This is a genomic window from Thermococcus chitonophagus, from assembly GCF_002214605.1.
Lineage (GTDB): Archaea > Methanobacteriota_B > Thermococci > Thermococcales > Thermococcaceae > Pyrococcus > Pyrococcus chitonophagus.
This window is the reverse complement of the sequence record NZ_CP015193.1, coordinates 1598497-1623437: the sequence shown is the minus strand read 5'-3', so window position 1 is coordinate 1623437 and position 24941 is coordinate 1598497. Positions and strand designations below refer to the sequence as shown.

23 protein-coding genes and 1 CRISPR repeat array (1 of these 24 running past the window's edge) are annotated in these 24941 nt (G+C 44.6%); of the genes, 12 read left to right on the top strand and 11 right to left on the bottom strand.

Features of this window, described 5'->3' with window-relative positions; genetic code table 11:
- Nucleotides 1-2: 2 nt before the first annotated feature.
- Genes hydD through hydB form a run of 3 tightly spaced genes read right to left on the bottom strand, consistent with a single transcriptional unit; the run spans nt 3 to nt 2783 of the window.
- Nucleotides 3-794 carry an NADPH-dependent hydrogenase/sulfhydrogenase 1 subunit delta gene (hydD, locus tag A3L04_RS09025; protein ID WP_068577374.1) on the bottom strand — a complete coding sequence of 264 codons (792 nt, stop codon included), beginning with the start codon at nt 792-794 and terminating at the stop codon, nt 3-5.
- A gap of 10 nt (nt 795-804) precedes the next feature.
- Nucleotides 805-1683 carry an NADPH-dependent hydrogenase/sulfhydrogenase 1 subunit gamma gene (gene hydG, locus A3L04_RS09020; protein WP_068577373.1) on the bottom strand — a complete coding sequence of 293 codons (879 nt, stop codon included), beginning with the start codon at nt 1681-1683 and terminating at the stop codon, nt 805-807.
- Entirely contained in the window at nt 1680-2783 is a 1104-nt protein-coding gene (hydB, locus tag A3L04_RS09015) for an NADPH-dependent hydrogenase/sulfhydrogenase 1 subunit beta (RefSeq protein WP_068577371.1), read from the bottom strand. The genes hydG and hydB overlap by 4 nt, the downstream gene beginning before the upstream one ends.
- Before the next feature lie 405 nt (nt 2784-3188).
- Here hydB and A3L04_RS09010 point away from each other — a divergent pair, with 405 nt between their 5' ends.
- Together A3L04_RS09010 and A3L04_RS09005 are read left to right on the top strand one after the other, a co-directional pair.
- Nucleotides 3189-5654, top strand: coding sequence for a hypothetical protein (locus A3L04_RS09010; RefSeq protein WP_157092415.1), 2466 nt, complete (start codon nt 3189-3191; stop codon nt 5652-5654).
- 2 nt (nt 5655-5656) lie between these two features.
- Nucleotides 5657-6055 (top strand): hypothetical protein, encoded by a 399-nt coding sequence (locus tag A3L04_RS09005; protein WP_068577367.1) that lies wholly within the window; start codon nt 5657-5659, stop codon nt 6053-6055.
- 12 nt (nt 6056-6067) lie between these two features.
- Here A3L04_RS09005 and leuS read toward each other — a convergent pair whose 3' ends face one another.
- Both leuS and A3L04_RS11410 read right to left on the bottom strand, forming a co-directional pair.
- Nucleotides 6068-8968 carry a leucine--tRNA ligase gene (gene leuS, locus A3L04_RS09000; protein ID WP_068577366.1) on the bottom strand — a complete coding sequence of 967 codons (2901 nt, stop codon included), beginning with the start codon at nt 8966-8968 and terminating at the stop codon, nt 6068-6070.
- A 242-nt stretch (nt 8969-9210) separates the two neighbouring features.
- The gene (locus A3L04_RS11410) at nt 9211-9342 is read right to left on the bottom strand and encodes a hypothetical protein (protein ID WP_269451368.1); all 132 of its coding nucleotides are present in this window, start codon (nt 9340-9342) and stop codon (nt 9211-9213) included.
- A gap of 390 nt (nt 9343-9732) precedes the next feature.
- On the opposite strand from A3L04_RS11410, the gene A3L04_RS08990 reads away from it, so the two are divergent.
- The 5 genes from A3L04_RS08990 to A3L04_RS08970 all read left to right on the top strand — a co-directional run bounded on the left by A3L04_RS08990 (nt 9733) and on the right by A3L04_RS08970 (nt 12636).
- A complete protein-coding gene (locus tag A3L04_RS08990; protein ID WP_084448871.1) occupies nt 9733-10305 on the top strand; it encodes an ATP-binding cassette domain-containing protein in 573 nt (190 codons plus the stop codon).
- Nucleotides 10302-11009: a hypothetical protein gene (locus tag A3L04_RS08985; protein ID WP_068577360.1), complete on the top strand. Its 708-nt coding sequence runs from the start codon at nt 10302-10304 to the stop codon at nt 11007-11009. Before A3L04_RS08990 ends, A3L04_RS08985 begins: the two co-directional genes overlap by 4 nt.
- A 168-nt stretch (nt 11010-11177) precedes the next feature.
- Nucleotides 11178-11408: an AbrB/MazE/SpoVT family DNA-binding domain-containing protein gene (locus A3L04_RS08980; RefSeq protein WP_068577358.1), complete on the top strand. Its 231-nt coding sequence runs from the start codon at nt 11178-11180 to the stop codon at nt 11406-11408.
- Nucleotides 11405-11800 carry a type II toxin-antitoxin system VapC family toxin gene (locus A3L04_RS08975; RefSeq protein ID WP_068577356.1) on the top strand — a complete coding sequence of 132 codons (396 nt, stop codon included), beginning with the start codon at nt 11405-11407 and terminating at the stop codon, nt 11798-11800. The genes A3L04_RS08980 and A3L04_RS08975 overlap by 4 nt, the downstream gene beginning before the upstream one ends.
- Nucleotides 11801-12051: 251 nt before the next feature.
- Entirely contained in the window at nt 12052-12636 is a 585-nt protein-coding gene (locus A3L04_RS08970) for a 50S ribosomal protein L15e (protein WP_068577354.1), read from the top strand.
- Here the strand turns inward: A3L04_RS08970 and A3L04_RS08965 are convergent, their stop codons facing one another.
- From A3L04_RS08965 to A3L04_RS08955, 3 genes are read right to left on the bottom strand one after another with little or no spacing between them, the layout of a single operon-like run.
- Complete coding sequence (locus A3L04_RS08965; protein ID WP_068577352.1) at nt 12637-13656, bottom strand: DUF835 domain-containing protein; 1020 nt, start codon at nt 13654-13656, stop codon at nt 12637-12639.
- A 5-nt stretch (nt 13657-13661) separates the two neighbouring features.
- The gene (locus tag A3L04_RS08960) at nt 13662-14498 is read right to left on the bottom strand and encodes a class I SAM-dependent methyltransferase (protein WP_068577349.1); all 837 of its coding nucleotides are present in this window, start codon (nt 14496-14498) and stop codon (nt 13662-13664) included.
- A gap of 6 nt (nt 14499-14504) precedes the next feature.
- Entirely contained in the window at nt 14505-15434 is a 930-nt protein-coding gene (locus A3L04_RS08955) for a dipeptidase (protein WP_068577347.1), read from the bottom strand.
- Nucleotides 15435-15535: 101 nt separating this feature from the next.
- On the opposite strand from A3L04_RS08955, the gene A3L04_RS08950 reads away from it, so the two are divergent.
- Genes A3L04_RS08950 through A3L04_RS08940 form a run of 3 tightly spaced genes read left to right on the top strand, consistent with a single transcriptional unit; the run spans nt 15536 to nt 18449 of the window.
- Nucleotides 15536-16249 carry an RAD55 family ATPase gene (locus tag A3L04_RS08950; RefSeq protein ID WP_068577345.1) on the top strand — a complete coding sequence of 238 codons (714 nt, stop codon included), beginning with the start codon at nt 15536-15538 and terminating at the stop codon, nt 16247-16249.
- On the top strand, nt 16249-16656 hold the full coding sequence (locus tag A3L04_RS08945) for a hypothetical protein (RefSeq protein ID WP_068577343.1): 408 nt from the start codon (nt 16249-16251) through the stop codon (nt 16654-16656). The genes A3L04_RS08950 and A3L04_RS08945 overlap by 1 nt, the downstream gene beginning before the upstream one ends.
- Nucleotides 16656-18449: a glycoside hydrolase gene (locus A3L04_RS08940; protein ID WP_068579518.1), complete on the top strand. Its 1794-nt coding sequence runs from the start codon at nt 16656-16658 to the stop codon at nt 18447-18449. The genes A3L04_RS08945 and A3L04_RS08940 overlap by 1 nt, the downstream gene beginning before the upstream one ends.
- Here the strand turns inward: A3L04_RS08940 and A3L04_RS08935 are convergent.
- From A3L04_RS08935 to A3L04_RS08925, 3 genes are all read right to left on the bottom strand, one after another.
- A complete protein-coding gene (locus tag A3L04_RS08935) occupies nt 18446-19021 on the bottom strand; it encodes a DUF835 domain-containing protein (protein ID WP_068577341.1) in 576 nt (191 codons plus the stop codon). The two genes, A3L04_RS08940 and A3L04_RS08935, sit on opposite strands and share 4 nt — an antisense overlap.
- A 272-nt stretch (nt 19022-19293) precedes the next feature.
- Nucleotides 19294-20610 (bottom strand): aspartate--tRNA(Asn) ligase, encoded by a 1317-nt coding sequence (gene aspS / locus A3L04_RS08930; protein WP_068577338.1) that lies wholly within the window; start codon nt 20608-20610, stop codon nt 19294-19296.
- A 58-nt stretch (nt 20611-20668) separates the two neighbouring features.
- Nucleotides 20669-21910 (bottom strand): sugar phosphate nucleotidyltransferase, encoded by a 1242-nt coding sequence (locus A3L04_RS08925; RefSeq protein WP_068577336.1) that lies wholly within the window; start codon nt 21908-21910, stop codon nt 20669-20671.
- Nucleotides 21911-22137: 227 nt separating this feature from the next.
- Between A3L04_RS08925 and A3L04_RS08920 the strand changes: the two genes are divergently transcribed.
- Both A3L04_RS08920 and aor read left to right on the top strand, forming a co-directional pair.
- Nucleotides 22138-22437 (top strand): hypothetical protein, encoded by a 300-nt coding sequence (locus A3L04_RS08920; RefSeq protein WP_068577334.1) that lies wholly within the window; start codon nt 22138-22140, stop codon nt 22435-22437.
- A gap of 78 nt (nt 22438-22515) precedes the next feature.
- On the top strand, nt 22516-24339 hold the full coding sequence (gene aor, locus A3L04_RS08915) for an aldehyde ferredoxin oxidoreductase (protein WP_068577332.1): 1824 nt from the start codon (nt 22516-22518) through the stop codon (nt 24337-24339).
- 167 nt (nt 24340-24506) lie between these two features.
- Nucleotides 24507-24941: a CRISPR direct-repeat array (repeat unit 30 nt; unit sequence ATTTCAATTCTCTTTTAGTCTTATTGGAAC) (it continues 198 nt past the right edge of the window).

Genomic DNA, 24941 nt, shown 5'->3' with positions numbered 1-24941 from the left:
CGTCATTCTTCACCACCCGCAAATATCTTCTCAACCATCTTCTCTATCCTCTCGTCGTGCCCGTTAAACATCTTCATTCTCTCAATAATCTCCTCCTTCGTGAGACCCTTCTCCTTGAACACCCTGGCTAGAGAGTCGAACCATGCAACGTCGTAGCCTATCGCTCCCCTACACCCTATGCATGCTATTCCAAAGCTTGGGCACCTTGCGTCACATCCCGCCCTAGTTATAGGCCCAAGACATGGCTCTCCCTTCTCTAAGAGGACGCATGGATTGCCCTTAAGCCTACACTCGAGGCAAACTGGATAATCGATGTCCTCGGGCCATGAACCAACTAGGAAGGTTCCCAGGGCATAGAGGAAGTCCCTCTTCTCTGGAGGACAGCCGTAGATGTTGTAGTCAACCTTGATGTATTTCGAGACTGGCTCTGCCTTCTTGGGCTGGAACTTGACCTTTCCATCACCGTAAACTGTCTTCCAGAGCTCCTCTAGCGGTTTGTTACTCCAGCTCTGAACTCCTCCTTGGACTGCACAAGCTCCTACTGCAACCACTATCTTCGCGTTCTCCCTGATCTTCTTCACTAGCTCAACTTCCTCCTCCGTTGAAACGCTACCCTCGATGAAGGCTATATCGACGGGCTCATCCTCAACGCTGTCCCTGTCGAGCATGAACCAGCATACTATCTCAGCGTTGGGAAGTAGCTTGAGTAGCTCATCCATCATTGCCAGCTGGAGCTGACAGCCGTAGCATGAAGTTAAAGCGTAAAATCCTATCCTAAGCTTCTTCCTCTCCATTTACACCACCTCAGTCTAGTAATCCTGGGGTTGATACTATGTCGAAGTACGTGAACACTGGTCCGTCCTTGCAGATGTACTTCCAGCTCGTGCTAGTTCCGACGTTGCAGTGGCCGCACTTTCCAATTCCACACTTCATTCTCCTTTCCAATGTAACGTAGATGTTCTCTGGCCTGTATCCATAGTTGATGAGAGCCTCAAAGACGGCTTTGTACATCCTCGGCGGGCCACAGATTGCCACCGCTGTGTTCTTCGGATTGGTATTTGCTTCGACTATGAACTGCTGGGGTCTTCCATGCAATCCGGGCCACTCTGGATCTCTCGTAACGCTCTGGATTATCTTGACGTTTTCAGCTTCAGCCAAATCTTTCATTGCCTCGAGCTCCTTGTAGAACAGCAAATCTTTTCCATACCTAGCGGTGTTAATGAAGGTTATGTTCCCATACTTCCATCTGTTGTCCATGGCATACAGGAATACGCTTCTTAGCGGGGCTGTCCCTAATCCAGCGGCAATTAGAAGGAGATCCATGCCCTCCCACTCATCTACCGGGAACCCATTGCCGTAGGGGCCTCTCACTAAGACTGTATCTCCCGGCTTGAGCTTGTGAACCACCGTAGTTACTCTCCCAGCCCTCCTTATGCACAGCTCGAAGAATCCTTTCCTCATCGGGGATGAACATATGCTTATTGGAACCTCCCCCACCCCGGGGATCGTGAGCTGAACGAATTGCCCCGGCTTAAAGGTCCAAGTTTCAGCCAACTTCGGATCCTCAAATCTGAAGAGGAATAGCTTCTCCTTCTCCGTTAGATCGTAAACCTTGAGAACCTTAACCTTGTGAAGTGCATAGGGGTTATCGTTTGGCATCATAATCTCCTTTGGGAGGGTCATACCCCATCACCCCTTATGTCTGGAGAGTAAGCGAAACCTCTCTTCGGTATCTCCTCACTAACCGTCGGAGGACACTTATTCTCTTCAAATCCTAGGATCCTCCTAAGGTTGTTTACGAAGCTAATTCCAGCTGGACAGAACGCTGTACATCTTCCACATCCAACACAGAAGCTTAACCCGAGCTTCTCGTTGTAGGAGTTCTTACACAGGTACCTGTTGAGGAACCTCGACTTCTTCGTTGGCCTGAAGTTGTGGCCCCCAGCAACTAAGCCGTGGCTCCTGAACTGGCAGGAATCCCATCTCCTCTCCCTATAGCCCGTTACACCATCGAGGTTCACTATGTCTTGCACTTCATAACAACGGCAGGTTGGACAGGTAAGGTTACAGATTCCACAGGCCAAGCACTTATCAGCCTCTTCTTCCCACATCGGGTGCTCCATCTCGAGCTCCAAGAGATAGCGGAGGTTACCCCAGTCTTCGTGGTACCTAAATGCCTGGTGCCTCTTCTTCTCGAACTCCCTGAACGCGCAGATGTCCTTGTCTGTAACTTCCTCGAATAGCTTGATGTTCTTGTCCACTATCCTATGACCTTTGGGGGTTCCTACCCTGACGAGCCATCCATCCGGCAACTCATGGAGGAAGAGATCAAAACCGTCATCGGCGAAATCCGTCTCCCTGAGGTTGCAGAAGCAGTATTCATCTGGCATACAGCTTATTCCTATGATTATCCCCTTCTCCCTGCGAACTTTGTAGTACTTGTCTGGCAGCTCGTCCAGGTAGACTGTATCAAGGATCTTTAGGCCGTAAATGTCGCAAGCGTGAACTCCGAAAAGCACAAAGGGTTCAACATCCTCAATTACTTCATTGTACTCTACCTTCTCAAGGTCAAACGTGAACAGTTTTTCCCTGGGCTTAAAGAAGAACTTCTTTGGAGGCATTATCGTCCTTGTGTAGTGGAACTCAACTTTCCTCACGTCATCTATCTCTCTGAAGTCGTAGAACTTATCTGAGATCTTGACGGGAGCATAAAGTTTGCCCCAATCTTTAAGCCTCTCGAGGAAGATGTAAATGTTCTCCTTCGGTAACTTAACGTATCTCACATTCATCACCTCCTGGAGTGAACATAATTGTACATATGGTAAACATAGTTATATCTGTGCTCATTTTTGTCCCCTCATTCAAAAGTTGAGCATTGAAATAAAAAAGCGTTTTTAAACCCGAAAATTGGAAACCAAAGGTTTAGAACGCTCGACATTTACGGAATGAGGAACGAGATCAAGTTATTAAGGAATCAGTTTGGTGTTAACTATACAAATTTGTCCATACAGTGACGTTACTGAGCTGGTTTATATTTGTTGTGAAAATCTTTGTTTTATTGTTAAAATTCAAATTTACGAAAGTTAGATATAAGTTTGAGAAAAATATATATTAGACAACTCCAATAATAGGGGAACCAAGAAGAGAGTCAACCTCTCTTCTTGGTTGCTGGATGGGGTGTGGAATGTATGTATAGACAGGGAAAATTGTCTTTAGTATTGGCTTTGTTCTTAGGCATTGTGATAGCCTCTAGTGGATGCGTAAGCAATGTCCCAAGTGTTCCTACCGAAACAGCAACAAATACTGTTTCAGAGTCACTGAGTCCTACTGAATCTCAACAGGAAGGTTCCAGTACTTTTGAAACATCACCACGAGATAAAGGATGGGAAATTACTACTGGAACTCTCCAAGAGCCAGAAGGGTTGAATTACAAAAAAATAGAGCTTGGAAGTCCTAAAGGAGGAGGGCATATTTCGGGTACTGCAATCGAGTTCGAAAGTAGGATCTATGGCAAAACTCCGGCAATGACTCCTGTTATATCTGAGGCTAGCCAATATCTCCCGACTTACTTAATTTGGACAGAAAGGGGTGACGTTTATTACTTAGATCTTAGCAGAGATCCTTATAAGGTAGTTAAAGTTCAAAGCCCTCAGGATATTTCCCAGGTGGGGATTATTTCAGACAAAGCCTTTATCGGGAAACTAAATGGAAAGGTAGTTGTATATTGGCCTAGAGACAATTCAATGCTTCAACTAGAAGGACACGCAACTAGCTACGCAGTCCTTGAAAAGTTGAACGAAGAAGGAACTAGGACAGGGGTTGTTGTAGTTTACTCTCACGATGACCTGTTAACATTTGTTGAGTTTCCATTCGAAGCATTGATGTCTCCAGTCGAGCCTATTTCTGTAGACTCCGAAAAAATGCCCTGTACAGTTACTACCCTTTATCCGGTGGTGGAGGATGATCAGTATACGGGTCTATTAATTGCAACTGTATGTGGGTTATATGCAAGAACGTCCGAGGGAAGGGTTTATAGAATGGAAGAGGTATTCGGAGGAAAGGAAGTCTACATAATAAGTAATGAAAATGATCCCCAGGGAGCAGTTGTAGTTTATACAGCTGATAACGAAATTTATGGTCTTTCTATGGAACTGAAAACTGGGACATACTATATAACTGAGCCCTTGGAAGTCCCAAGGAAACCAGATGCTGCTTCTATTAGCTATGACTACTTAGCCCTAGTATTTGGAAATGAGATCAAATTATATTATCTTGAGGACGATAACGCATATAGGGAATTGGGGAGTATCGAACTATCATTTAGACCAATAGATATTTCATTAAGTTATCTTAAGGCCACGGGTGACTTAAGAATAAATCTCATTTGGGACAAAGGTGTTGGTACTCTATATGGAAGCCTAGATAGCTGGAAAAACTCTAAACTTGTTGGACTTGAGGAAGAGAGCGAATCAGAGAGTGAATCAAAATCCCAAGTCAAGGAGGAAAGCAGAGAATTTGCACTTGAAAAGATACCCGATCTCTATGATATAAAGTTAGTGAATTTTGGCCAACTCAAGGGTTTTGAAGTCGAGATAAAAGGGGACTACGGTTACAAAAATGTTCATGATTGGCTACAGATTAGAGTCTATGAGCCAGCGGGACTTCCATCAGCTTATGTCTCCTTTGGAAACTATCTTGTCAGGATATACACCTGTATACCTTGTGCCGAGGATAGCTTAAAAGAGCAGAAGGTCAAGAACGTATACTCATATATCTACATTCTTCCTGAAGAACCCAAAGACTTCACGATCGGTGGTTATTCAGGCGAGCTATTGATGGTCGGGAAGAGTGGGAAACTTTACGCACTATACGGTAGGCTGACGGAAAAAATTGATGAGACTCATTATAAGGTAACTTACAAAATGAATATCTCGTGGGATCTAAATGTTGAAGGAGTAAACCTTGTTGGCTGGAGAAATGTGTACAACTATATAGCATGGGGGGACAATAAAATTTACATAATTCAATATGACAGCGACTATCTATACCAAGCTCTTAATGAAGGTGGTACATTAGAGGCCAAAGAACCTATCGTTGTAGAGTTGCCAGAAAAGGTTGAAAAAGTGTACATGATAGGAGGCCCCATAATTCTAATTAAGACAGAAAAATCTATCTACGTTTATGATATAATGGGGTACAGGTATGAAAAGGGCAAGCTTTATAAAGTACTGGATTTCGATGGACAACTTCAGATAATACAAGGTAATAAGGATTTTGTGGGATATAAGAATGGTAAGCTATATCTCATCAGGATAGGAGTGACTTATGATAAAAATGACAAATACATTCCAAAGGCAACTGTATACTCTGGACCAAAAGTTGAGGGCGTGGTAGCATTTTCTGGAATGTACAATACTTACATCACACAAATCATACTTGGGTTTGAAAACAAAATTGGAATATACAACATAACGATGGGCGATAATTCTTTCACCTTAAAACTTGACCAAGAGTTTAGCGTACCTTTTACTCCAGATTTTGTCTACGGGGAACACGATTGCTATTGTCATGTTAGACGTACAGCAGATTACATTTACACATGGGCTGGAAACAAGTATTACCTCCTACTTGGACCAGATCATAGGAGGTGGTGAAGATGGGGTTATTTAAAAAATTAAAGGATGTCGCATCAACTGTTTCAAAACACCTGAAAACTGTGACGGTAGAAATAACAGCTGAGGAACTACTAGAGAAATGGCCGATAATAAAGAAATATAATCCACTCCCAGTCATAAGTGGTTACGAGATCGGAGAAATTGATATACTGGACGTTAATAGAAGAAGTGATGGAGACATTAATCTAGAAGTTCTTGTTAGGATCGAGGAAGAGGAGTGTTCGGGGGAAGAAGAGGAAGAATGTGAAACCAGAATAACTGAAGAAACCAGATTCGAAAGACTAAAGCCAGATGAAAAAGTAAAGCTACTTTTCAAGTATGCAAGGTATGAGGAGCTTGTCAGGGAACATGGTGACATATTCAATGCATTGAAGAAATAGAGAGAAAAGAGGCTACTCAACGTAAACAGCAGGTTTAAGCGGCATTGACTGCTTTTTCTTCCCTCCTTTATCCTCTTCTGGATTTATTATGATCTCAATATTTAGTTCTTTCTCTATAAACTCCTTTGCCTCTCTCAGGGCTTTCTCTTCGTCTATCCTTTTAACGTCAAAGGCTCTATCCTTAATCAGCTTTTGAACTATCTTGGCAACTTCCTTTCCGTGCTTTCTGATTTCAGGATCCTTCATCAGCTCGGCCATCGCTGACTTGAAGTCCTTCTTTTCTGCAACAACCTCAACAACGCGCCACTTCCACTCTTCTGCGGTGTAAATGTACGCCCTCTTAGGATTCTCTATCTTTGCGACTTCAATGATCTCCTTGATGTCCTCTATCAATGATTTAATGAACTCTTCTTCTGCCTCAACCTCCTCGTTCCACCACTCCTCGACGGGCTCTGGCCACTTGGCTAGGCTTACGAATCCTTCTCCACCAAGCTTCTCCCAGAGCTCCTCGCAGATGTGTGGTGTGAACGGTGCCATCAGCCTAACCCACACATCAGCTAGCGTTCTCAGCACGAACCTCTTTGCATCATCGTCTCTGCCTTCAGTTCTCCTCATGTACCACCTTAGATCGTTCATTATGCTGTAGAATGCCCACTGGACAGCAGTTCTCGTCCTGAACTCCTCCAACGCTTTAGTAGTTTCAACTATTGCCCTGTTCAGCCTGTGAAGTAGCCACTTGTCAATTGCCTTCAGCTCTACCGGTTTAGTCTCGTATTCGGCAAACTGGCTTATCAGCTCGTAGAACCTCTCAACCTGCCTCCTTAGCTTACCTACCTCTTTCCTCCTCCAGTCGAAGTCGCTATCGTGCTCCGCTAGGCTCATTATGTACAGCCTAACCACATCGGCCCCGTTTTCCTCTATCGCATCTATGAAGTTCAGCACGTTTCCCTTGCTCTTACTCATCTTCTGGCCCTCGAGCGTTCCAAAGCCGTTGACGGCGATGCCCTTAGGCCAGTGCTTCTCCGGGAATATCGCTACGTGGTTGAATATGAAGAACGTCAGGTGGTTCGGTATTAGATCCTTAGCCGAGCATCTCCAGTCGAGCGGGTACCAGTACTCGAACTCCTCTTTCATCTCGTGAATTATCTCTGCTGGAATTCCTGTCTTCTTCTCCAGCTCCTTCTCCTTCTCTTCGCTGAATTCTTCCAAGAATATGTAGTCGAAGAACTCCGGAGTCAGCTTTTCTGGATCGAGCTTGCCCTCCTCTCTTAACTTGTTTATGTGCCTGCTTATCGTGTAGTAGGCCATGTAAATCGTTGAGTCACTAAGGCTCTCTATCACCCAGTCAGGATCCCAGGGTAGCGGAGTTCCCAGTCCAACTTTCCTCGCACAGGCCTTCTTGTCCAGCCAGTCAATTACAGCCTCGAACTGGGCCCTTCTCGTCTCCGGGTATATCTTCATTCTCTTCAGTGCTTCCCTCGCTTTCTCCTTCCACTCGGGGTTTCCGTAGTCTATGAACCACTGGTCGTGGATTATCTTTATCACGGCCCTGTTTCCGAACCTTGAAATCACGTTTTTATCTGCAAACTCGTACATTATCTCCGCTATTCCTTTCTCCATCATGTCCTTTGCTACAAGCTCCTTTACCTCCTGAACTGGCTTGCCTTCGTAAGGTGGGATTTTGAAAATTCCCTTGTGGTATTCGGCCTTATAGATTGTCTTTGTGGCTTGCTCAAGCTTTTCTCTGTCTTTCTGGCTCTTGATTCCAAGTTTTTGAACCTCCTCAACCGCAGGGAATTCACCGTAACCTTCAAGCTTTATCAGGGAGATGTAGGTTATCTCCTCAACTACCCTGGGATCTATGTCGTACTTGAGCAGGATCTCGGTTTCCTTCTTTAGGTCCTCTAAAGCTACATGATCAAAAGGCGCATGTGCCGGAACGCTCATGACTATTCCAGTGGCATTGTCGGGATCTACGAACTCCGCGGGAAGGATAATAACCTCATCTCCAGTTACGGGATTCCTAACGTACTTTCCAACTAGCTTTTCACCCTTGAACTCCTCTACAACCTCTATCTCTCTGTCCTGGAATGAAAGCTTGTAAGCTGCTTCCTTGCTGACTATCCACGTTTCAACTTTATCTCCGCGCTTGACCTTCGCCTTAACGTACGTTGCCTCTGGGTTTATCCACATGTTGGTTACTCCGTAGACTGTTTCGGGCCTCAGGGTTGCCGCCGGTAGATATACCGTTTCCCCATTTTCCTTCAGCTCGAACTTGATTATCACGTAGTCAAGTATTGGGACATCCTCACCATCAACTAGGTCGTGGTCACCAAGGGGAGTTCCCACTACAGGATCCCACCTGACCCTGTGGGAGCCCTTAACTATGTATCCCTTCTCCTTCAGCTTGTAGAACTGCCACTCTATGAACTTGCTGAACGGCGGGAAGAGCGAGGTGGTGTGGAACTCCCTGCTCCAGTCCACGGAGAAACCAGCCCTTATGAATGTCTCCTTTGCGGCCTTCATGAAGTACTTCACTATGTTTATTGGGTCTTCAAACGTCCACAGTACATCTTCGGGAACCTTGTAGACGTCCCTGTATATCCAGATTGTGTGCGGGTCACGGTTCTTAATCCTCTCCGCTATTCCCACTATTGGAGAACCAGTAATATGCCAGCCCATTGGGAACAGGACGTTGTAGCCCTGCATCCTCTTGAATCTTGCAATTACATCTGGGATTGTGTAAGTTCTTGCATGTCCAACGTGCAGGTGGCCCGATAGGTAGGGGAATGCGACGGTTATGAAGAACTTCTTTTCCTTGGGCTTATCCTTTATGTTCGGTTCAAAGATCTTCTCCTCCAGCCAGCGCTTCTGCCACTTCTCCTCAATAGCCTTAAAATTCAGTTCTGCCATTTTAACACCCCCTTAGAAGAGCTATAATCAAGAATAGCCGGGTTATTTTTAGATTTGATGCTTTCAGCGGAGGAGAACTCGATCCCCCCTCATTAGCATCGGGGTTGGTTTAGGTGAGTAGTATTTAAGGTTTTTGGATTAAAGGTTAGAGAGAATGCTGAAGTTTACATTTTGCCCTCCCCCTAAAGCTAAGATAATAAGGGTTATTGCTGGATATAGTGGGATTAGGAGAACAAGAACAGCTACGTGGAGTAGCCGGCTATGATAATCGTGAAGGTGTAGAGGGCCAAAGCCGACGCCAGTGCTTCATAGAGGAAAAACTTAAGATATCCGATGACCAGGCCGAGGATCCTCCAATAGATATCTATCGTCATATAGGCCAGTTCAAACAATACGGGAACAAAACAAGGAACCAGAGCTGGGAAGGGAAATTAGAAAAACTGCACGCTTTTCCCACGCCTCGACGGGTATCCGAAGTAGTATAGGGAAGAGCCATAGCAATGGTTATTCAGTACTAAGCTTTCCTAGGGGTGGCAATAATGTCAAAGAAGAAGCTACTATTATAATTCCACCCGGCATTAACTTCCACTTAAGAGGAGAGTTGGAGGTATAACCTACTGCGACAATGGGTGTGTTAGGAACCCCAACTTATTACTTAAATTTTCAGGTGGGCAGATCCGTTATCCTCTTGTATACCCTTCCCTTAAGGTTAGGGAGGTTCTTGAGTACATTCTAAGGATGAGGGGGTTAAGAATAGGGCAGAAATTAACAAGAGGATAAAGGAGGTTTTGGAGCTACTCGGTCTTGAGTATGCCAGCGAATTCTACGGCTATCAGCTCTCGGGCGGAATGGCAAAGGCGGTACTCCTAGGAATGGCGTTAATTCAGCGGCCTCAGGTTTTAGTTCTCGATGAGCCGACGAGCATGATAGATGTTGCGACCAAGTTTAGGATATGGAACGTCATCGAGAACAGCCTGAGTAGAGGGGTTTTAATAGCCAGCCACGACATTAATGAGGTCAAACGCCTATGTAACAGGATCTACGTCATCGTTAGAGGCAGGATAGTGGCCTCAGGAACTCCTGCGGAGATATCCAGACTGTTTAAAATGCCCACGGAGATCAGGTTTGTACCTACTACGCAAGAGATTAATGGACTGCTCTCCGGTATAGAATACTGGAAGTCTGGAAACATGTACGAAGTAGCCTTTAAAGAGCTATCTGAGGCTCTTTCCTTCGTTCAAAAGCTGGTCGAGGGGGTTGGCGTCGAATTTTTAGAGCTAAGCTCACCCTCATTTGAAAAAGTTATCATGAAGCTCGTTGGAGGTGGGCAGGAGTGATTAGAACACTGATATCACTGGAGCTTAAGGGAATGAGGATGTACCTGCTGTATATAATAGTGAGCATGGTACTAATGCCCGCTTCCTTTCTCATAGTGATGATCCTGAACATGAAGAGCGTATCTGCCGAGACGCTTGCTTACCTAATTTCTGGATTCATAGTGGCATCTTTCGTTGGAACTTTCATTGGGACTTTAGCTCAGAGGGTCAGCAACGTTTTTGATCCTTCCGTGTTAGAGTTATACGCAACGTTTCCAGCAACGATAAGGCAGATAGTTTTGACGATTTTTGGAACTTACATAATCCTAGCCCTTCCCCAAACTGTTATTGCTTTGGTATTTCTGTTTTACTACTCAAGCGTAAATATTGGACTCCTCCTGTTGGCTCTTATACTCACAGTATTAGAGATGGGAGGTCTCGGAATTTTCCTTGGACTTGCCGTCAGGAATCCCTACAAGGTTCAGGCAGTTGTGGCAGTACTGCCCTGGGTTTTGATAGTATTCTCCCCGACGTACTACAAGGCCAGCTCTTCAGTGTTCCTTTTGGATCCAGTAACTTCCCTTCTTAACGTCCTGAGAACAGCGGTTGGTGTGGGAGTAGTTGATACAATATCCCTCGCAATACCAATAATCCTCACGGCCATCCTCTGGGGATACATTTACAGGAACGTGCAAACCTCCTACATGCTTGAGAAGCCTTTCTAACATCAATTTCTATATCCTAGGTGGTGTGGGGGACTTCGTTGAAAGTTGTGATGATGGAATAGTCAAAATCTGTCAAGTTGCCAAATCCTTAGCAATATAATGCTTGGGGGAGCATTGGGCATAGGTATTTATAGTACATTTGCTGTAATACTGTGCTGGTGATATGTAATCGCAACTGTAACAAAGAAATACCAAGTCACTATACCCAAGGAAGTGAGAGAGGCTCTTGGAATAAAGGCTGGGGATGAAGTTGTATTCGTGAAAACAAAGGAAGGGTACGTAATTAAACGTCTTGAGGACTTCGTTAAAGAGATGGCAGATCTTGCAAAAGACATTGATGAAACTATAAAGGAAATGAGAGAAGGTCTCAGTAAAATATTCAAGGAGGCTCATGAATGAAAGTTGTTCTTGATACAAATGTTTTCCATAATTGGAAGTTCTTGCTTTGGCTGAAAGATTCGCCGTATTCTCCTGTCACAAGTTCAATAGCATATGCTGAGTACCTCTACCATCAGTCTAAGAAACTAGGTAGCATTGAAGAAGGAAAGAGTGCTGTTGATACACTGTTTCAGAGTATTCGCATTGAAGTCATGGAATTCGACAAAGAGTGTGCAGTAGAAACTGTGAGAGCTGTCTGGGGGGGATGGGATTTTAGAAAAAATGCGAGAGACTATATGATAGGGGCGCTAGCAGTAAAGCTGAATGCTCACTTGATAACATATAACAAAAAGCACTTCGAGTGGTATGATAAAGTATACACCCCAGAGGAGTTCATGGAGCTTTCAAAATAATCCAGAAATTTGGCTCCTGAACAAGGACAGAGTTCCGAGGAATGCAACCTTTTGGCCTGGCTTTATACGGTAAATGCATAATCAAGCTTGAGTAATCAGGAAGAGTATCTAGTTTTGTTAGGAAACCTCTTCCAAATCGTAGAATGTTAACCCAAATATCGTAACGATAAACTTAAAAGACCATCCTCAAAGGCAAACCCGAACAGCCGGGATGTTCCCGAGAGGGGAGAACCGGGGATGGGGGGAGAAAGATGGGAATGTACAAGTACATTAGGGAAGCATGGAAGAACCCGAAGAAGAGCTATGTAGGTCAACTACTCAAGCAGAGGATGATAAAGTGGAGGAGAGAGCCCGTCGTCGTTAGGATTGAGAGGCCCACGAGGCTTGACAGGGCTAGGGCTTTGGGTTACCAGGCAAAGCAGGGCTACGTTATCGTGAGGGTTAGGGTCAGGAGAGGAGGAAGGAAGAGGCCCAGGTGGAAGGGCGGAAGGAAGCCAAGCAAGATGGGTCAGGTCAAATATAGTCCAAAGAAGAGCCTCCAGTGGATCGCCGAGGAGAAGGCAGCGAGAAAGTTCCCAAACCTTGAAGTTCTCAACTCTTACTGGGTTGGAGAGGACGGAATGTACAAGTGGTTTGAGGTCATAATGGTCGATCCGCACCACCCAGTTATCAAGTCCGATCCGAAGATAGCCTGGATTGCCCTCAAGCACCACAAGGGTAGAGTGTTCAGAGGTCTCACCTCTGCAGGTAAGAAGGGAAGAGGCCTCAGGAACAAGGGTAAGGGTGCAGAGAAAGTCAGGCCAAGTATCAGGGCCAACGAAGGCAAGGGCAAGTGATCACTGGATTCCGAGTAGCATTGCTTTCTCATTTTCTTCCCATGCTTCCGGCGTGTACGCCACGATCACACTTCCTCCTTCTTTTAGCGCGTAGTCCCTAAGGGTGTGGAGGAACTTTAGAATTGACTTAAGATCATTGTACAGCCTCAGGAATTCTAAACAGTCTATAGCAACTATTCCCCTTCCTCCCGCTTCTCTGACCTCTCTCAGGAACCTTACAGCTAGATGAGTCATCTTCTCCAGCTCAGTTGGCCTTACGCCGTTTTCAACTTGGGTATTGGTAACGTAGAATATCGTCCAGTTCTCTGATTTCCTGTTGAGGTCCCTAGTGAAGAAGAGGACCGGCTTGTCTTCCAGTGTTTCTAGGAGAACTTCGAAATATGCGTCTGGAACTATCTTAATCCCGGGCTTTATTTCAGGCATTTCCCCCTTGCTTATGACCTTAACTAGCCTTGAGTACTTCCTTATGCTGGCGAATGAGAGTAATAGTGCCCCAGCCAGTATGAAGAGGACATCGACGAACGTGTCCCCTATGAACTTGTACAGCGTTAAGTCAATTCCCAGGATTATCATTCCAATACTCGTTAGTCTGCCATCCTCTCCAAGTCCTTTCCATAGTATGTAGGCAGAAATTAGGAGCATGAACCCGGAATCTCCAGCTATTCCACCAATTGGGGCTCTTTTTAGTCCAGCGCTTAGGGTTATTGCTCTATAGAGAACATGGCTCATCGGAACTAGGAGGTAGCACTTAACATACCGCAGAGCGGTGGGAGAAACGTCCTCAAGCAGGGTTACCGTGTACAGTGCCATTCCTAAGGCATAAAAATACAGTAGCATTTCTGAAATCTCCCTGGAAATTCCTACATGTCTAAGTATATAATAAAGGGAGAGCATCATCCAGCCTGCCCCGCCATACACAGCATCCTTTCTTTCTTCCTCATAGCCGATCCTGAAGAAGTATATTGCAGTCGCTATACCTATTCCAGCTATCAAAACTCTCGAAATGACATCAGCTTCCATCTTGATCACCGCTCTGGCTTGAGAGCTACAACCCCGAGGGCCTCCTCGACCTTTCTGACTCTCACAAATCCTGCCCTCCTTAGTCTCTCCATAACTCCCCTTTGAATGTCCTTGTGCCTGTACTTCTTCCCTGGGTTGCCTACATAGTGGAACAGCCGTCCACCCGGCTTTAATACCCTGTACAGTTCCTTGTAGAATTTCTCGCTGTAGAGCTCTCCAGCCAGCGAGAACCTTGGAGGATCGTGAATTATCACATTGAATTCTTCATCTTCAAATTTCTTGATAACCTCGTAAGAATCACCGTGAATAATCTTTATCCTGGAATTTGAAAAGAGTTCTAGGCTCCATGGGTTTATTCTTGCAAGCTCTATTACGTTGGGATCCTTTTCTATCGTGACTACATGAGCTCCCCTTCTCGCAGCCTCAATGGCCGTATACCCTAAACCCATGCACGTGTCTAGAACCTTTTCCCCCTCCCTGGGATTGACGGTGTTTACTTTGGCTAGAGTATCCCTTAGTGGGTTTGTATCTTTTGTTCTATGCATCCTTATTCCGTTTATCTCTATCGTGGGGGGAATTGTGGGAACGAGCTTATAGAAGTGCTCTCTGGCTATTGCTGCTTTAAACACTTCTCCCTCTTTTATGAAGTACACAGTACCCTCATCCCGGGCTATCTTTCTAATTATCTCCTCTTTTACTATGGTTCCATCGGGGAATACAAAGGTATTTCCCTCTTTTTTTACTTCTATCTTTGTGTCGGTTTTACCTAGGTCTGGGTTTATCTCCAAAGTTCCAGTTAGGAGGGCCCTAGCTTCCCTAAATGTTAGGTAATATATCGCCATAATTCCTCAGCCAATTACCCTTTCAAACACCCTCTTGAAGTTTTCGAAAGTTATAGCTTTAACTTCCTTTTCGCTGAACCTCTCGTTAAGAAGCTCAATGAGCTTTGGAATCTTTGATTCATTCTCAAAGCCCTCAACACTCTTCCCGCTCCATCCTGGAAGGTAGTAAACGAAGTCAAAGCCCAAACCCACATACTTGTATCCTACAAGATCGACCATGTACTCGATGTGCTTGACGTACTTCTCTATTGTTGGCTTTTCCTTGTCCACGAAGGCCGGAATTGCCACAGCTCCAATAACTCCATCCCTCTCGGCTATTGCCTTTATTTGGTCATCTGTTAAGTTCCTGGGGTTATCGCAGAGGGCCTTGGCATTTGAGTGTGAGGCTATAACGGGGAACCCCGTAACTTCAAGGGTATCCCAGAATCCTGCCTTATTTATGTGACTCAGATCGAGGACTATTCCGAGCTCCTCTGCCTTTCCAACGACCTCGACCCCAAAGTTTGTAAGACCTCCATTTGTTCTTTCGAAAACTCCATCTCCTATCTGGTTCCTAAGGCTCCATGTCAACGTTAATACCCTAAGTCCCAGGGAGTACAGTATCTCAAGAATATCTAAGCTTTCAACTGGCTCCCCTCCCTCAATGCCAAGCCAAAATGCTACTTTACCTGCCTTGATAGCTTCCTCCATTTCCCTCACAGTTCCAACAATCTCAAATCTCTGCCCTTCTTCTACATCCTTAAAGAGCCTATTTATCGCTTCCAAGGTATATCTAAGCATTATGGGTCTCTTTTCAGGTCTACTCCACACGCTCATAACCCTTGCTGAGATTCCATTAAAGAATTCATCGTATTTGTTCTCTAAAACCCTTGTTTTTCCCTTCCCCCTTTCTTCATAGACGTACGTTGGCAGGTCTGAATGTGCATCGAATATCATCCGATCACCTGTTTAGGCATATATCTCAAAGTTTAATTGATTTTCGAATGGAAAAGAATAAGTATTTGGTAACGCTACTTATCCTTAGGATGGTGAGGAGTATGCAACTGTATTCTGAAAGAGTGTCGACTGGAGTTAAAGGGCTCGATGAACTAATTGAAGGTGGTTTAATTCCAGGGAGGGTCTACCTTGTCATTGGACCTCCTGGGAGCGGTAAAACTACTTTTGGGATGCAGTTCCTATTAGAGGGGGCTAGGAGAGGAGAGAAGACTGCCTATATTTCTCTCATTCACAAGCCTGAGGAAGTAGTAAAGGACATGGTCAGGTTCGACCCTTCGATATACGCTTATGTAAACACGTGGAAGCTTATGCTCTTCGACCTTGGCCCAATCCTTTGGAGGGAATCGACAAGAGTTCCTACGTGGAGAAGTGTTCTTTCGAGAATCAGGGAGATAGTCGAGGATGAAAAGATTACAAGATTAGTAATAGATCCCCTAACTGCAATAGACTTTCCACAGCAAGATCCTGTGGAGAAGAGGGTCGAATTGGCAAAGTTCATAAGGGGACTTGAAGATCTTGGAGTTACAGCTTATCTCATAGCGGAGATGATAGATCTCGATAGGTATTCCGAAGAGCACTACCTCGTTAGCGGGATAATAATGCTCCACTACTTCATGCATGAAGGTAGAATGATCAGGGCAATCCAGATATTTAAGATGAGGGGGATAAAGCATGATCCAAACCTTAAGCTACTAAAATTTACAGATAAAGGACTGGTCGTTTATGATAAGTCTCCGTTTGAGGTCGAGGGATAATGAGAAGATATGAACTTGATGAAATATTGCATGAAAAGAACATCATTAAGAAGGCCTATTTGTTCGGCTTTTATGTGGGCCTTTATGGCCACTTGGACTGGTCAGGATGGGTCGCTGAGATAAGGCGGGAGATATATATTGAAGCTAGGAAACTGGGAATCTACGAAGAAGTTAAACATGCTTATAAAGAGGGGAAGGAGGCCGGAAAGAAAGAGCGCGCAAGGAGAATTAATGCCGGCTTAATGAAGGAAGAGAGGGAGAGAATCAAAGGCAAACCTAAAAAAATCGAGGCTTCAAGAGCTACAGATGAAGTTCACGAGTTCCCTAAAAAGGAGAAGGTTCCCAGGATTTTAGAAGGATTTAAGGGTTTAAGCCTTCCTAAGATACTAACCAGGAGGGTTAAATGATGTTTATGAAGTTCACATACCACTTCCATGCCTATCAGCCTGGAGATATTATATACGTCCACGACGGCTCGGGTTGGGATCCCATAAAGTACTCAGAGAGGCTTAGCCCAGTAGCATTGGAGATAAGGGATGAGGAAGTTAAGGGGAGGAACTGGACTAGGGCAATGATTAAGGCTTATGAATACGTTGATGACACGCTTAGAATGCTTGATGAAGGTTCCGTAAGCGTTGATTTCGAGCCGTTCACACTCTACATGGTTCTGAAGTATAAGCCGAAGATATATGGGGAAATAACGGAGACTCTTGAAACTCAAGTTGAACCCGTTGTTACAGTCCCCTTCCACCCAATAATGCCCCACCTAAGTCACTTTGAACAGGAAATACTTGCGAGGATATCTTTCGACTTCTACAAACCGTTCATAGCTAGGAAGCCAATAGTTGCTTTCTGGCTTCCTGAAAACGTTATAACGAGGGATACTGCTAGGATAGTTACAGAGGCAACAGACAAGGATGTTGTGTTCTTACTGGACGAGAGACAGTTCATAGGAGTGAATATTCCCCAGGCTAGATTTTCGTGCAACAAGTACCTATGTGATGGAAAGAGTGCCTTCGTCTTTGGTAGAATTCACTATATAAGCGATGCCTTTGCATTCAACACTCTAGACACTGAGGGTCTAACGAGGGCCGTTGCAGAGGGTTGCGTAGATGTATTTAAGGAGAAAGAGGGAATAGAGTATCTAGTCTTCCTGTCAAGTGACCTTGAGAGTTTGGTTGCTAATCCAAAGCAGTTAGATAAATTTCTAGGCTGGATAGATGGACTCAAGAAGAGGGGAATTGAAATAGTCAACGTTGCTGAGTTCATAAGGAGGAAGACATTAGGTGAGTATAAATCCCTCCCAGGGGAATGTAGCGAGAGTTTCAGAATAAACGTCAAGGACTTCTCAAGCTGGAGCGATTACTTTGACCTTAGCATAGATGGAAGAACGAGCGACATGAGGTGGACAGGGATAAGAAGGGAGGATAACGTTGTGATCCATAGGTGGTACAAGAATAGGAAGGTCTCACAACTTTGGAAGTATGCTTTCATGAAGCTCTTCAGAGAGCTGAATAGGACCATAAGGTTTGGAGTAATCGACATGCTGAGGGCCCAGGGAATAAAGGAGATTGAAGCAATAAAGGAATTCTTGGTGAGGTATTCAAGGATCTTCTTCAGGGAGCACTATGAATACTTTGAGCTCGATACGAGCGTTGACTACGTTATGGAACCTATAAAAGATGCAGATCCTTCCTTGGCTTTGAAGCTTGGGAGGATATACTATTTGATGCTCTTAGCCAACCACTCCTGCCCAAGATTCTGGGAGAATATAGACACAAGGGTTGCCTTTGGAAACGTTGCTGTGATAAGCAAGGCACTCATCGAGCTGATGGAACTTTACCTTGAGGAGAACGAGGAGAGGGCCAATTACATCTTCTTAGAGTACATGAAACTATTAGCATTTCCACAGCTGTACTATGATTATGACCTCTTCAGAATGAAGGGATTGGAAGGCTGGGAGACAACTGAGAAAGCTTGGTTCGACTCGTTGAAGAGCGAAGTGCCGAATAGCAAGTACAACGTTGTCACAAGGGCCGCTCTGTACGTTGGGAAGAGGGATCTCCCCCAGGACATGAGGAGCGTTATAGATACTCTCTACGATCTAGAGGAGGCGGTTCCGGACACAGGTCACATCCCAGGAGAGATGCACGGAAAGTGGGAGAACAGGGAGTGGTGTGAGCACAAAGGGAAAGATTAGTACTCCCTGAACTCCCTTTTTAGAAGGGCTATTTCTCTTTCTTTAAGGGCCTCTTTCTTGATCGGGACAAGAACTAGGGTATTTGTTGTCCTTGCGATGTCGTGAATTACAGTTAGCCACTTGAAGACTCTTTCGAATCCATTTTCAATAACTAAGTATTCAATACCATCGATTATTATCACCTTTTTATCTGACGATGCATTCATAAAAGTTGAGGCTATATAGCCAAGTTTTTCCAAGTCTGTTGGTTGTATACTTCTATTAGTGGTCATTTTTGTTATCCAATAAACATTATTTTCCCCTCTAAACTTCCAGGGATCCCTTGTCAATATTAATTTAAATGGAGGAAGAACGTCAGTGATTTTTGTAAAAGATGTATTCTCGAATATTAGATGAACTCCTGGGACAAAGCTGTATTCCTTCAAACCCCATGGTATTTTAGCCCCTACAGTCAGACTTAGGAGTTTATACCATCCATAGGCATAGGTAAGGAATGCTCCAACAATAAGCAAATTCAGGATAACAAAGAAGTAGGGCCTGGGATTATATATCCTGAACAGTGCTACTAACATCAAATCAGTAGCAGTTAGTGCAAAAGATAGGGATATTATTTTATAAGAACCCTTTTGCCTCAGGGAACATAAGCACAAAAAATTTCTTGAACTTTACCGTTATAATTAGGATTAATATTATGACAATAGAGGCAAAAAATCCAAAGATTATCAAGACTAACTGTGTTAATTCTATCATGAACATGCCTCCGTAGAAGGATTATTTATACTTAAATTATATAAAAATTATGGCAAAATGATAGAAAATGTGTAGAAAACAAGACGAAAATTAATCAAGGAACAAGCCTTCTCCTGTCTCTGGGGAACAAGATTACCTCTCTAATATTACCAATGTCAAGCATCCTCATTATGAGTCTTTCAGCTCCAAGCCCAAAGCCTCCATGAGGGGGCATTCCGTACCTGAATGCCCTTAAATAGAACTCGAAGCTCTCCGGATTAAGTCCTTTCTCCTTTATTTGCTCAACCAAGATCTCGTGCCTATGCTCTCTCTGCCCCCCCGAACTTATCTCAATGCCCCTGTACTCCAAGTCAAAGGCCCTACATATTTCGGGCTTATCATCGTACTTCATTATGTAGAAGGGCTTAGCTTCACTCGGATACTTATAGATAAAATACAAGTCTGCTTCCTCGTTTTCCTTTATATACCTACCTAGTAGTTTTTCTCCCTCTGTATCTATATCCTCACCCCAGGGAATTTCCTTACCTAAATCAGCTAAAATCTCAAGGGCCTTATCATACGTTATCCTGGGGAAGGGCTGCTTTGGCTCTTCAAGCTCGAACTCCAAAATCTTAAGCTCTTTCTCGTTGTTTTCCCTCACGTACTTGATCGTGTAAACAACAAGCCTCTCAAGTAAGTCCATAACCTCTTCCTCGTTCTCTATGAAGGCCATTTCTGCATCTATGCTCCAAGCCTCATTTAGGTGCCTCGTGGTGTTGTGTTCCTCAGCCCTAAATATTGGAGCCACTTCAAACACCTTGTCAAGCCCAGTTGCCATCATAATCTGCTTGTACAGCTGTGGGGATTGAGCGAGGAATGCATCATTCTCGAAGTATTTCATTGGGAACAGCTCAGTTCCTCCCTCGGTTGCAGTTGCTATTATCTTGGGCGTGTGGATCTCTATGAAGCCCTCGTTGTAGAAGAACTCCCTCACAGCCCTAAACACATTCGACCTTATCTTGAATATTGCCATAACCTTTGGATTTCTCACATCCATGAACCTGTTGTCTAGCCTAGTGTCCAGCTCAGCCTTGACCTTTCCCGTAGGGTCAAGGGGAAGGGGAGCCTGAGCTCTGCTTATTACCTCAAACTTCTCTGGAATTATCTCGAAGCCAAGCTTTGCCTTTGGGGTGAAGTTGACTATGCCCTCAACCACCACAACATCTTCGCTGTTGAGCTTAGGGATGAGCTTGAATATCTCCGGAGGTACTTTCTTCTTTGGAGCGGTTACCTGCACTATTCCTTCCCTGTCCCTTATCCAGACGAACTTTATTCCCCCTAGATCCTTAACCTCCTGAACCCAGCCGGCAACCTTAACCCTCTTCCCGTTGAGCTCCTCGGTTATCTCGCTAGAATAGTGTGTCCTTAACATTTCAACCCCCGAGTGAAGAAAAATTAAGGGCTTTTAAATTTTTAGAAAAAGAAGGAAATCAAAAGAGCCACTGGTTCTCTATACACTCATCACACGGAGGCTTCTCCCCGGCGATTGCCTTGAACTTCTTGTAGATACACTCTGGTAGGCCGAGGGGACACCTGTCAGGCGTTAGCTCTGGCCTCACCTTTGCTGGGTCAAGCTTGATCCTTATGTACGCCTCATACTCTTCAACTTTCTTCCATGGGAGTATCTTAGCTCCGTAGATAACAAGGTTATCATAGATCTTTGCGTAGTCTCCAACAACTGCGTTTTCCTTGACGATAACGTTCTTCCCTACGACGACTCCCTCTCCAAGGATCGTGTCCTTCAGCTCGGCCCTCTCCTTTATTATATCGCTACCTAGCAGTATCGATCTCTTGATGTATGCCTTGTCCTCGATTATCGTGTTCGGGCCTATGTACGTGTAGGCCTTTATCTTAACCCCATGCCCTATCTTCGCGTTGCTGTCAATGTACACCGGCCCTTGAACCTCAACGTCTTCTGGAATATCGACGTTCTCGCCAAGTATCATGTACCCGTTCTCCCTTGCAAGCTCATCCAAGGCTATCTGGTGGGCATAGAAGAGGTCATCGGGAGTTCCAAGGTCAACCCAGTAGTACTCCTTTGGCATCTTGTACCCGTAGACCAAGCCCTCGCTGACGAACTTCGGAAGGATCTCTCTCTCAAAGTAAACTTCCTTGTTCTTTGGTATCTCCTTTAGAACGTCCTTGTTGACCACATATATTCCAGCATCGACTAAGTTAGTCTTGGGCTTCCTGGGCTTCTCCTCGAACTCTACTATCTTACCCTCTTCGTCAGTTATAACAACGCCGAACCTCTCAGGATCGTAGACCTTGGTTAGTGCAACGGTTATTAACCCATCGTTCTTCTTGTGTGCCTCTATGAGCTCAGAATAGTTGAAGTTCGTGAACACGTCACCGTAAATTACCAGGAAATCATCGCTCACATAATCTTCCACATTCTTTAGGGCTCCACCTGTTTCTAGAGGCATTGGATCGTTGACGAACTTAATGTCCTTTGGATAATCCTGCATCTTCTCTTGAATGAACTCCCTAATCTCGCCCCTCATGTAGTGAACTGAGAGTATAACTTCGTCAATCTCACCAACCTTCTCAAGGGCCTCGAGAATGTACTGAAGGTTAGGCTTCCCAAGGACGGGAACCATTGGCTTTGGCCTCGTTGATGAAATGGGCCTCAATCTAGTTCCAAAACCACCCGCAAGAATCACAGCTTTCATGTTATCACCGTTAGAATCTTAAAATTTCACTTTTATAAAATTTTCACTCTATAAAAGTCAAGGCTTCCTTCGGAAACTCGTCAAATGTTATTGCATCGTAGGTTTTTGATGTCAGCTCTCTGAAGAATCTTCAGGATGTTAAACACTCTTGTTTTATAATTATGGACAATATTAGCAAAGTTATGGAATTAGAAAAGCAATTAAAGATGCAGGATCAATGTGATATTATGCTTGAGTACAAGAAGTTTAAGGTTGCTCACGGGGATGAAAAAGTTAAGATCGCCAAGGAAATTTTAAAGCGACTAATTGAGCTTGCACATGCCGAACCATATTGGGAGGTAGTGGAAAGAACCCTCGGGCTGAGGGAAGGAGAAGCTAAAGGAGTTTTGATATTCCTAGAAAATATGGGAGAGCTGAAAATAAGGAGGGCGAAGAATGGAAGAAAACTCTACGTGCTGACTTTGAGAGAGCGGAGGAAGAACCCTCAGACTCTAGACATGTGGCTTAAAGTTAGCAAAATCGTTTAACATGACAATTTTCCGGCACATATTTTGTTTTCGCAAAATTTTATATGGATAAATGTAAAGATGTATTTGGTGCTCTCTATGTATGGGTATTGGGGCAAGATTCTAAGAGTAAACCTTTCTGATGGGACAATTAAGGAAGAGAAGTTCGATGAGAGCTTCGCTAAGAAATGGCTTGGCACTAGAGGGTTTGGAATCTACTACCTTCTCAAGGAAATGGATCCAAAGGTCGACCCCTTCAGCCCCGAGAACAAGCTTATATTTGCAACGGGCCCGCTAACGGGAACCTCCGCTCCAACGGGCGGAAGATACATGGTGATAACCAAGAGTCCTCTAACTGGATACATTGCCATGGCAAATTCTGGAGGATATTTTGGTGCCGAACTCAAGTTTGCAGGCTGGGATGCTATCATAGTTGAGGGAAAGGCTGATCATCCAGTGTACATTTACATCAATGAAGATAGCGTTGAGATAAGGGACGCCTCTCATTTGTGGGGCAAGCTCGTAAGCGAGACGGAAGAGAAGCTGAAGGAAGAAGTTGGAGATAAGAACGTTCAGATAGCCTCCATTGGACCGGCTGGAGAGAACAAGGTTAGATTTGCAGCTGTTATGAACAACGGCCACAGGGCCGCGGGAAGAGGTGGGGTTGGAGCTGTAATGGGAAGCAAGAACCTCAAGGCAATAGTAGTTAGGGGACGCAAGAGAGTTGAAGTCGCTGACAAAGGGAAGTTCATGGAGGTAGTCAGAGAGAAGATTGAAAAGCTAAAGAAGGACCCCGTTGCTGGTGGAGGGTTACCCAAGTACGGAACCGCCGTTCTAGTGAACATAATTAACGAGAACGGACTTTATCCAACGAGGAACTTCCAGACTGGAGTGTTTAAATACGCTTATGAGCAGAGCGGCGAGGCAATGGCCGCCAAGTACTTGGTTAGGAACAAGCCGTGCTTTGCCTGCCCAATAGGCTGTGGAAGGGTCAACAAGCTACCAACCCTAGGAGAAACCGAGGGGCCGGAGTACGAGAGCACATGGGCCCTTGGTGCTAACCTTGGGATCAACGATCTAGCTGCAATAATTGAAGCTAACCACTTTGCTGATGAGTACGGAATGGACACAATAAGCCTCGGTGGAACTTTAGCGACGGCAATGGAGCTTTATGAGAGAGGCTTACTCAAGCAGGAAGATATTGGAGGAGACAACGCTCCACCCTTCAGGTTCGGCAACACTGAAGTGCTACACTACTGGATCCACAAGATAGCGACTAGAGAAGGCTTCGGAGATATTCTTGCTGAGGGAGGCTACAGGTTGGCTGAGAAGTTCAATGGTCTCGAGTACTTCATGGGAGTTAAGAAGCAGGAACTTCCAGCCTATGATCCGAGGGGTGCAGAAGGACACGGACTGGGTTACGCGACCAACAACAGGGGAGGATGTCACATCAAGCAGTACATGATCAGCCCTGAAATCCTGGGCTACCCATATAAGATGGATCCTCACGACATAAGCGACGAGAAGGTCAAGATGGTTATCCTATTCCAAGACCTCACAGCTTTAATTGATGCCGCAGGCCTCTGTGTCTTCACGACGTTTGGATTAGGTGCTGATGACTACAGGGATCTCCTAAATGCGGCACTTGGCTGGGACTTCTCAACCGAGGATTATCTTAAGATAGGAGAGAGAATATGGAACGCTGAGAGGCTATTCAACCTTAAAGCCGGCCTTGACCCACTCAAGGAAGACACACTACCTAAGAGGCTCCTTGAAGAGCCAATGCCAGAAGGGCCACACAAGGGACACGTCGTCAGGCTTAAGGAGATGCTACCAAGGTACTATAAGTTCAGAGGATGGACAGAAGACGGAAGGATTCCAGAAGAGAAGCTCAAGGAGCTTGAGCTTGAGGAGTTTATGTGACTTCCTTTGTATTTTTTGCTGTTATTAATCTATTCTTTTAGTCTATGCCTAAATTTATGATATATTAGGAAAAAGCGCATGAGCTTGCTGGGAGTAGCGTTTACTCCTTCAATTAGTCCTAGTTTTAGCCTTATGTTCCTGGAGAGGTAGCTGATTTCATACAAGGCCTTTCAATTCTCTTTTAGTCTTATTGGAACTTGACGGTGTCCTAACTTCTCGCTTTAAAGAGGAAGCCAATTTCAATTCTCTTTTAGTCTTATTGGAACCGTATGCGTAGAATGTTACTGTGTAGCGCTTGTATTTCATTTCAATTCTCTTTTAGTCTTATTGGAACCTTCAGCACATTGACGAGGTGGTGCAGAAAGACTGCATTTCAATTCTCTTTTAGTCTTATTGGAACGCCAAGGTTTTTGGAAAGGATAATGGATACATTGTAATTTCAATTCTCTTTTAGTCTTATTGGAACTCCTAAGACACATGCTTGAAGAATTCCTGATAATAGTATTTCAATTCTCTTTTAGTCTTATTGGAACTGATATATTAGTTACCACGCCAATAAGTCAGTGGTCCCCATTTCAATTCTCTTTTAGTCTTATTGGAAC

What these genes read in the sequence shown, in the direction of transcription:
- A3L04_RS08970 (WP_068577354.1), top strand. Translation starts at nt 12,052, where the DNA reads ATGGGAATGTACAAGTACATTAGGGAAGCATGGAAGAACCCGAAGAAG.
- A3L04_RS08960 (WP_068577349.1), bottom strand. Translation starts at nt 14,498, where the DNA reads ATGGCGATATATTACCTAACATTTAGGGAAGCTAGGGCCCTCCTAACT.
- leuS (WP_068577366.1), bottom strand. Translation starts at nt 8,968, where the DNA reads ATGGCAGAACTGAATTTTAAGGCTATTGAGGAGAAGTGGCAGAAGCGC.
- A3L04_RS08975 (WP_068577356.1), top strand. Translation starts at nt 11,405, where the DNA reads ATGAAAGTTGTTCTTGATACAAATGTTTTCCATAATTGGAAGTTCTTG.
- A3L04_RS08920 (WP_068577334.1), top strand. Translation starts at nt 22,138, where the DNA reads ATGCTTGAGTACAAGAAGTTTAAGGTTGCTCACGGGGATGAAAAAGTT.
- aspS (WP_068577338.1), bottom strand. Translation starts at nt 20,610, where the DNA reads ATGTTAAGGACACACTATTCTAGCGAGATAACCGAGGAGCTCAACGGG.
- A3L04_RS08945 (WP_068577343.1), top strand. Translation starts at nt 16,249, where the DNA reads ATGAGAAGATATGAACTTGATGAAATATTGCATGAAAAGAACATCATT.
- A3L04_RS09010 (WP_157092415.1), top strand. Translation starts at nt 3,189, where the DNA reads ATGTATAGACAGGGAAAATTGTCTTTAGTATTGGCTTTGTTCTTAGGC.
- A3L04_RS08955 (WP_068577347.1), bottom strand. Translation starts at nt 15,434, where the DNA reads ATGATATTCGATGCACATTCAGACCTGCCAACGTACGTCTATGAAGAA.
- A3L04_RS08935 (WP_068577341.1), bottom strand. Translation starts at nt 19,021, where the DNA reads ATGTTAGTAGCACTGTTCAGGATATATAATCCCAGGCCCTACTTCTTT.
- A3L04_RS08965 (WP_068577352.1), bottom strand. Translation starts at nt 13,656, where the DNA reads ATGGAAGCTGATGTCATTTCGAGAGTTTTGATAGCTGGAATAGGTATA.
- aor (WP_068577332.1), top strand. Translation starts at nt 22,516, where the DNA reads ATGTATGGGTATTGGGGCAAGATTCTAAGAGTAAACCTTTCTGATGGG.
- A3L04_RS08950 (WP_068577345.1), top strand. Translation starts at nt 15,536, where the DNA reads ATGCAACTGTATTCTGAAAGAGTGTCGACTGGAGTTAAAGGGCTCGAT.
- A3L04_RS09005 (WP_068577367.1), top strand. Translation starts at nt 5,657, where the DNA reads ATGGGGTTATTTAAAAAATTAAAGGATGTCGCATCAACTGTTTCAAAA.
- A3L04_RS11410 (WP_269451368.1), bottom strand. Translation starts at nt 9,342, where the DNA reads ATGACGATAGATATCTATTGGAGGATCCTCGGCCTGGTCATCGGATAT.
- hydG (WP_068577373.1), bottom strand. Translation starts at nt 1,683, where the DNA reads ATGACCCTCCCAAAGGAGATTATGATGCCAAACGATAACCCCTATGCA.
- A3L04_RS08940 (WP_068579518.1), top strand. Translation starts at nt 16,656, where the DNA reads ATGTTTATGAAGTTCACATACCACTTCCATGCCTATCAGCCTGGAGAT.
- A3L04_RS08925 (WP_068577336.1), bottom strand. Translation starts at nt 21,910, where the DNA reads ATGAAAGCTGTGATTCTTGCGGGTGGTTTTGGAACTAGATTGAGGCCC.
- hydD (WP_068577374.1), bottom strand. Translation starts at nt 794, where the DNA reads ATGGAGAGGAAGAAGCTTAGGATAGGATTTTACGCTTTAACTTCATGC.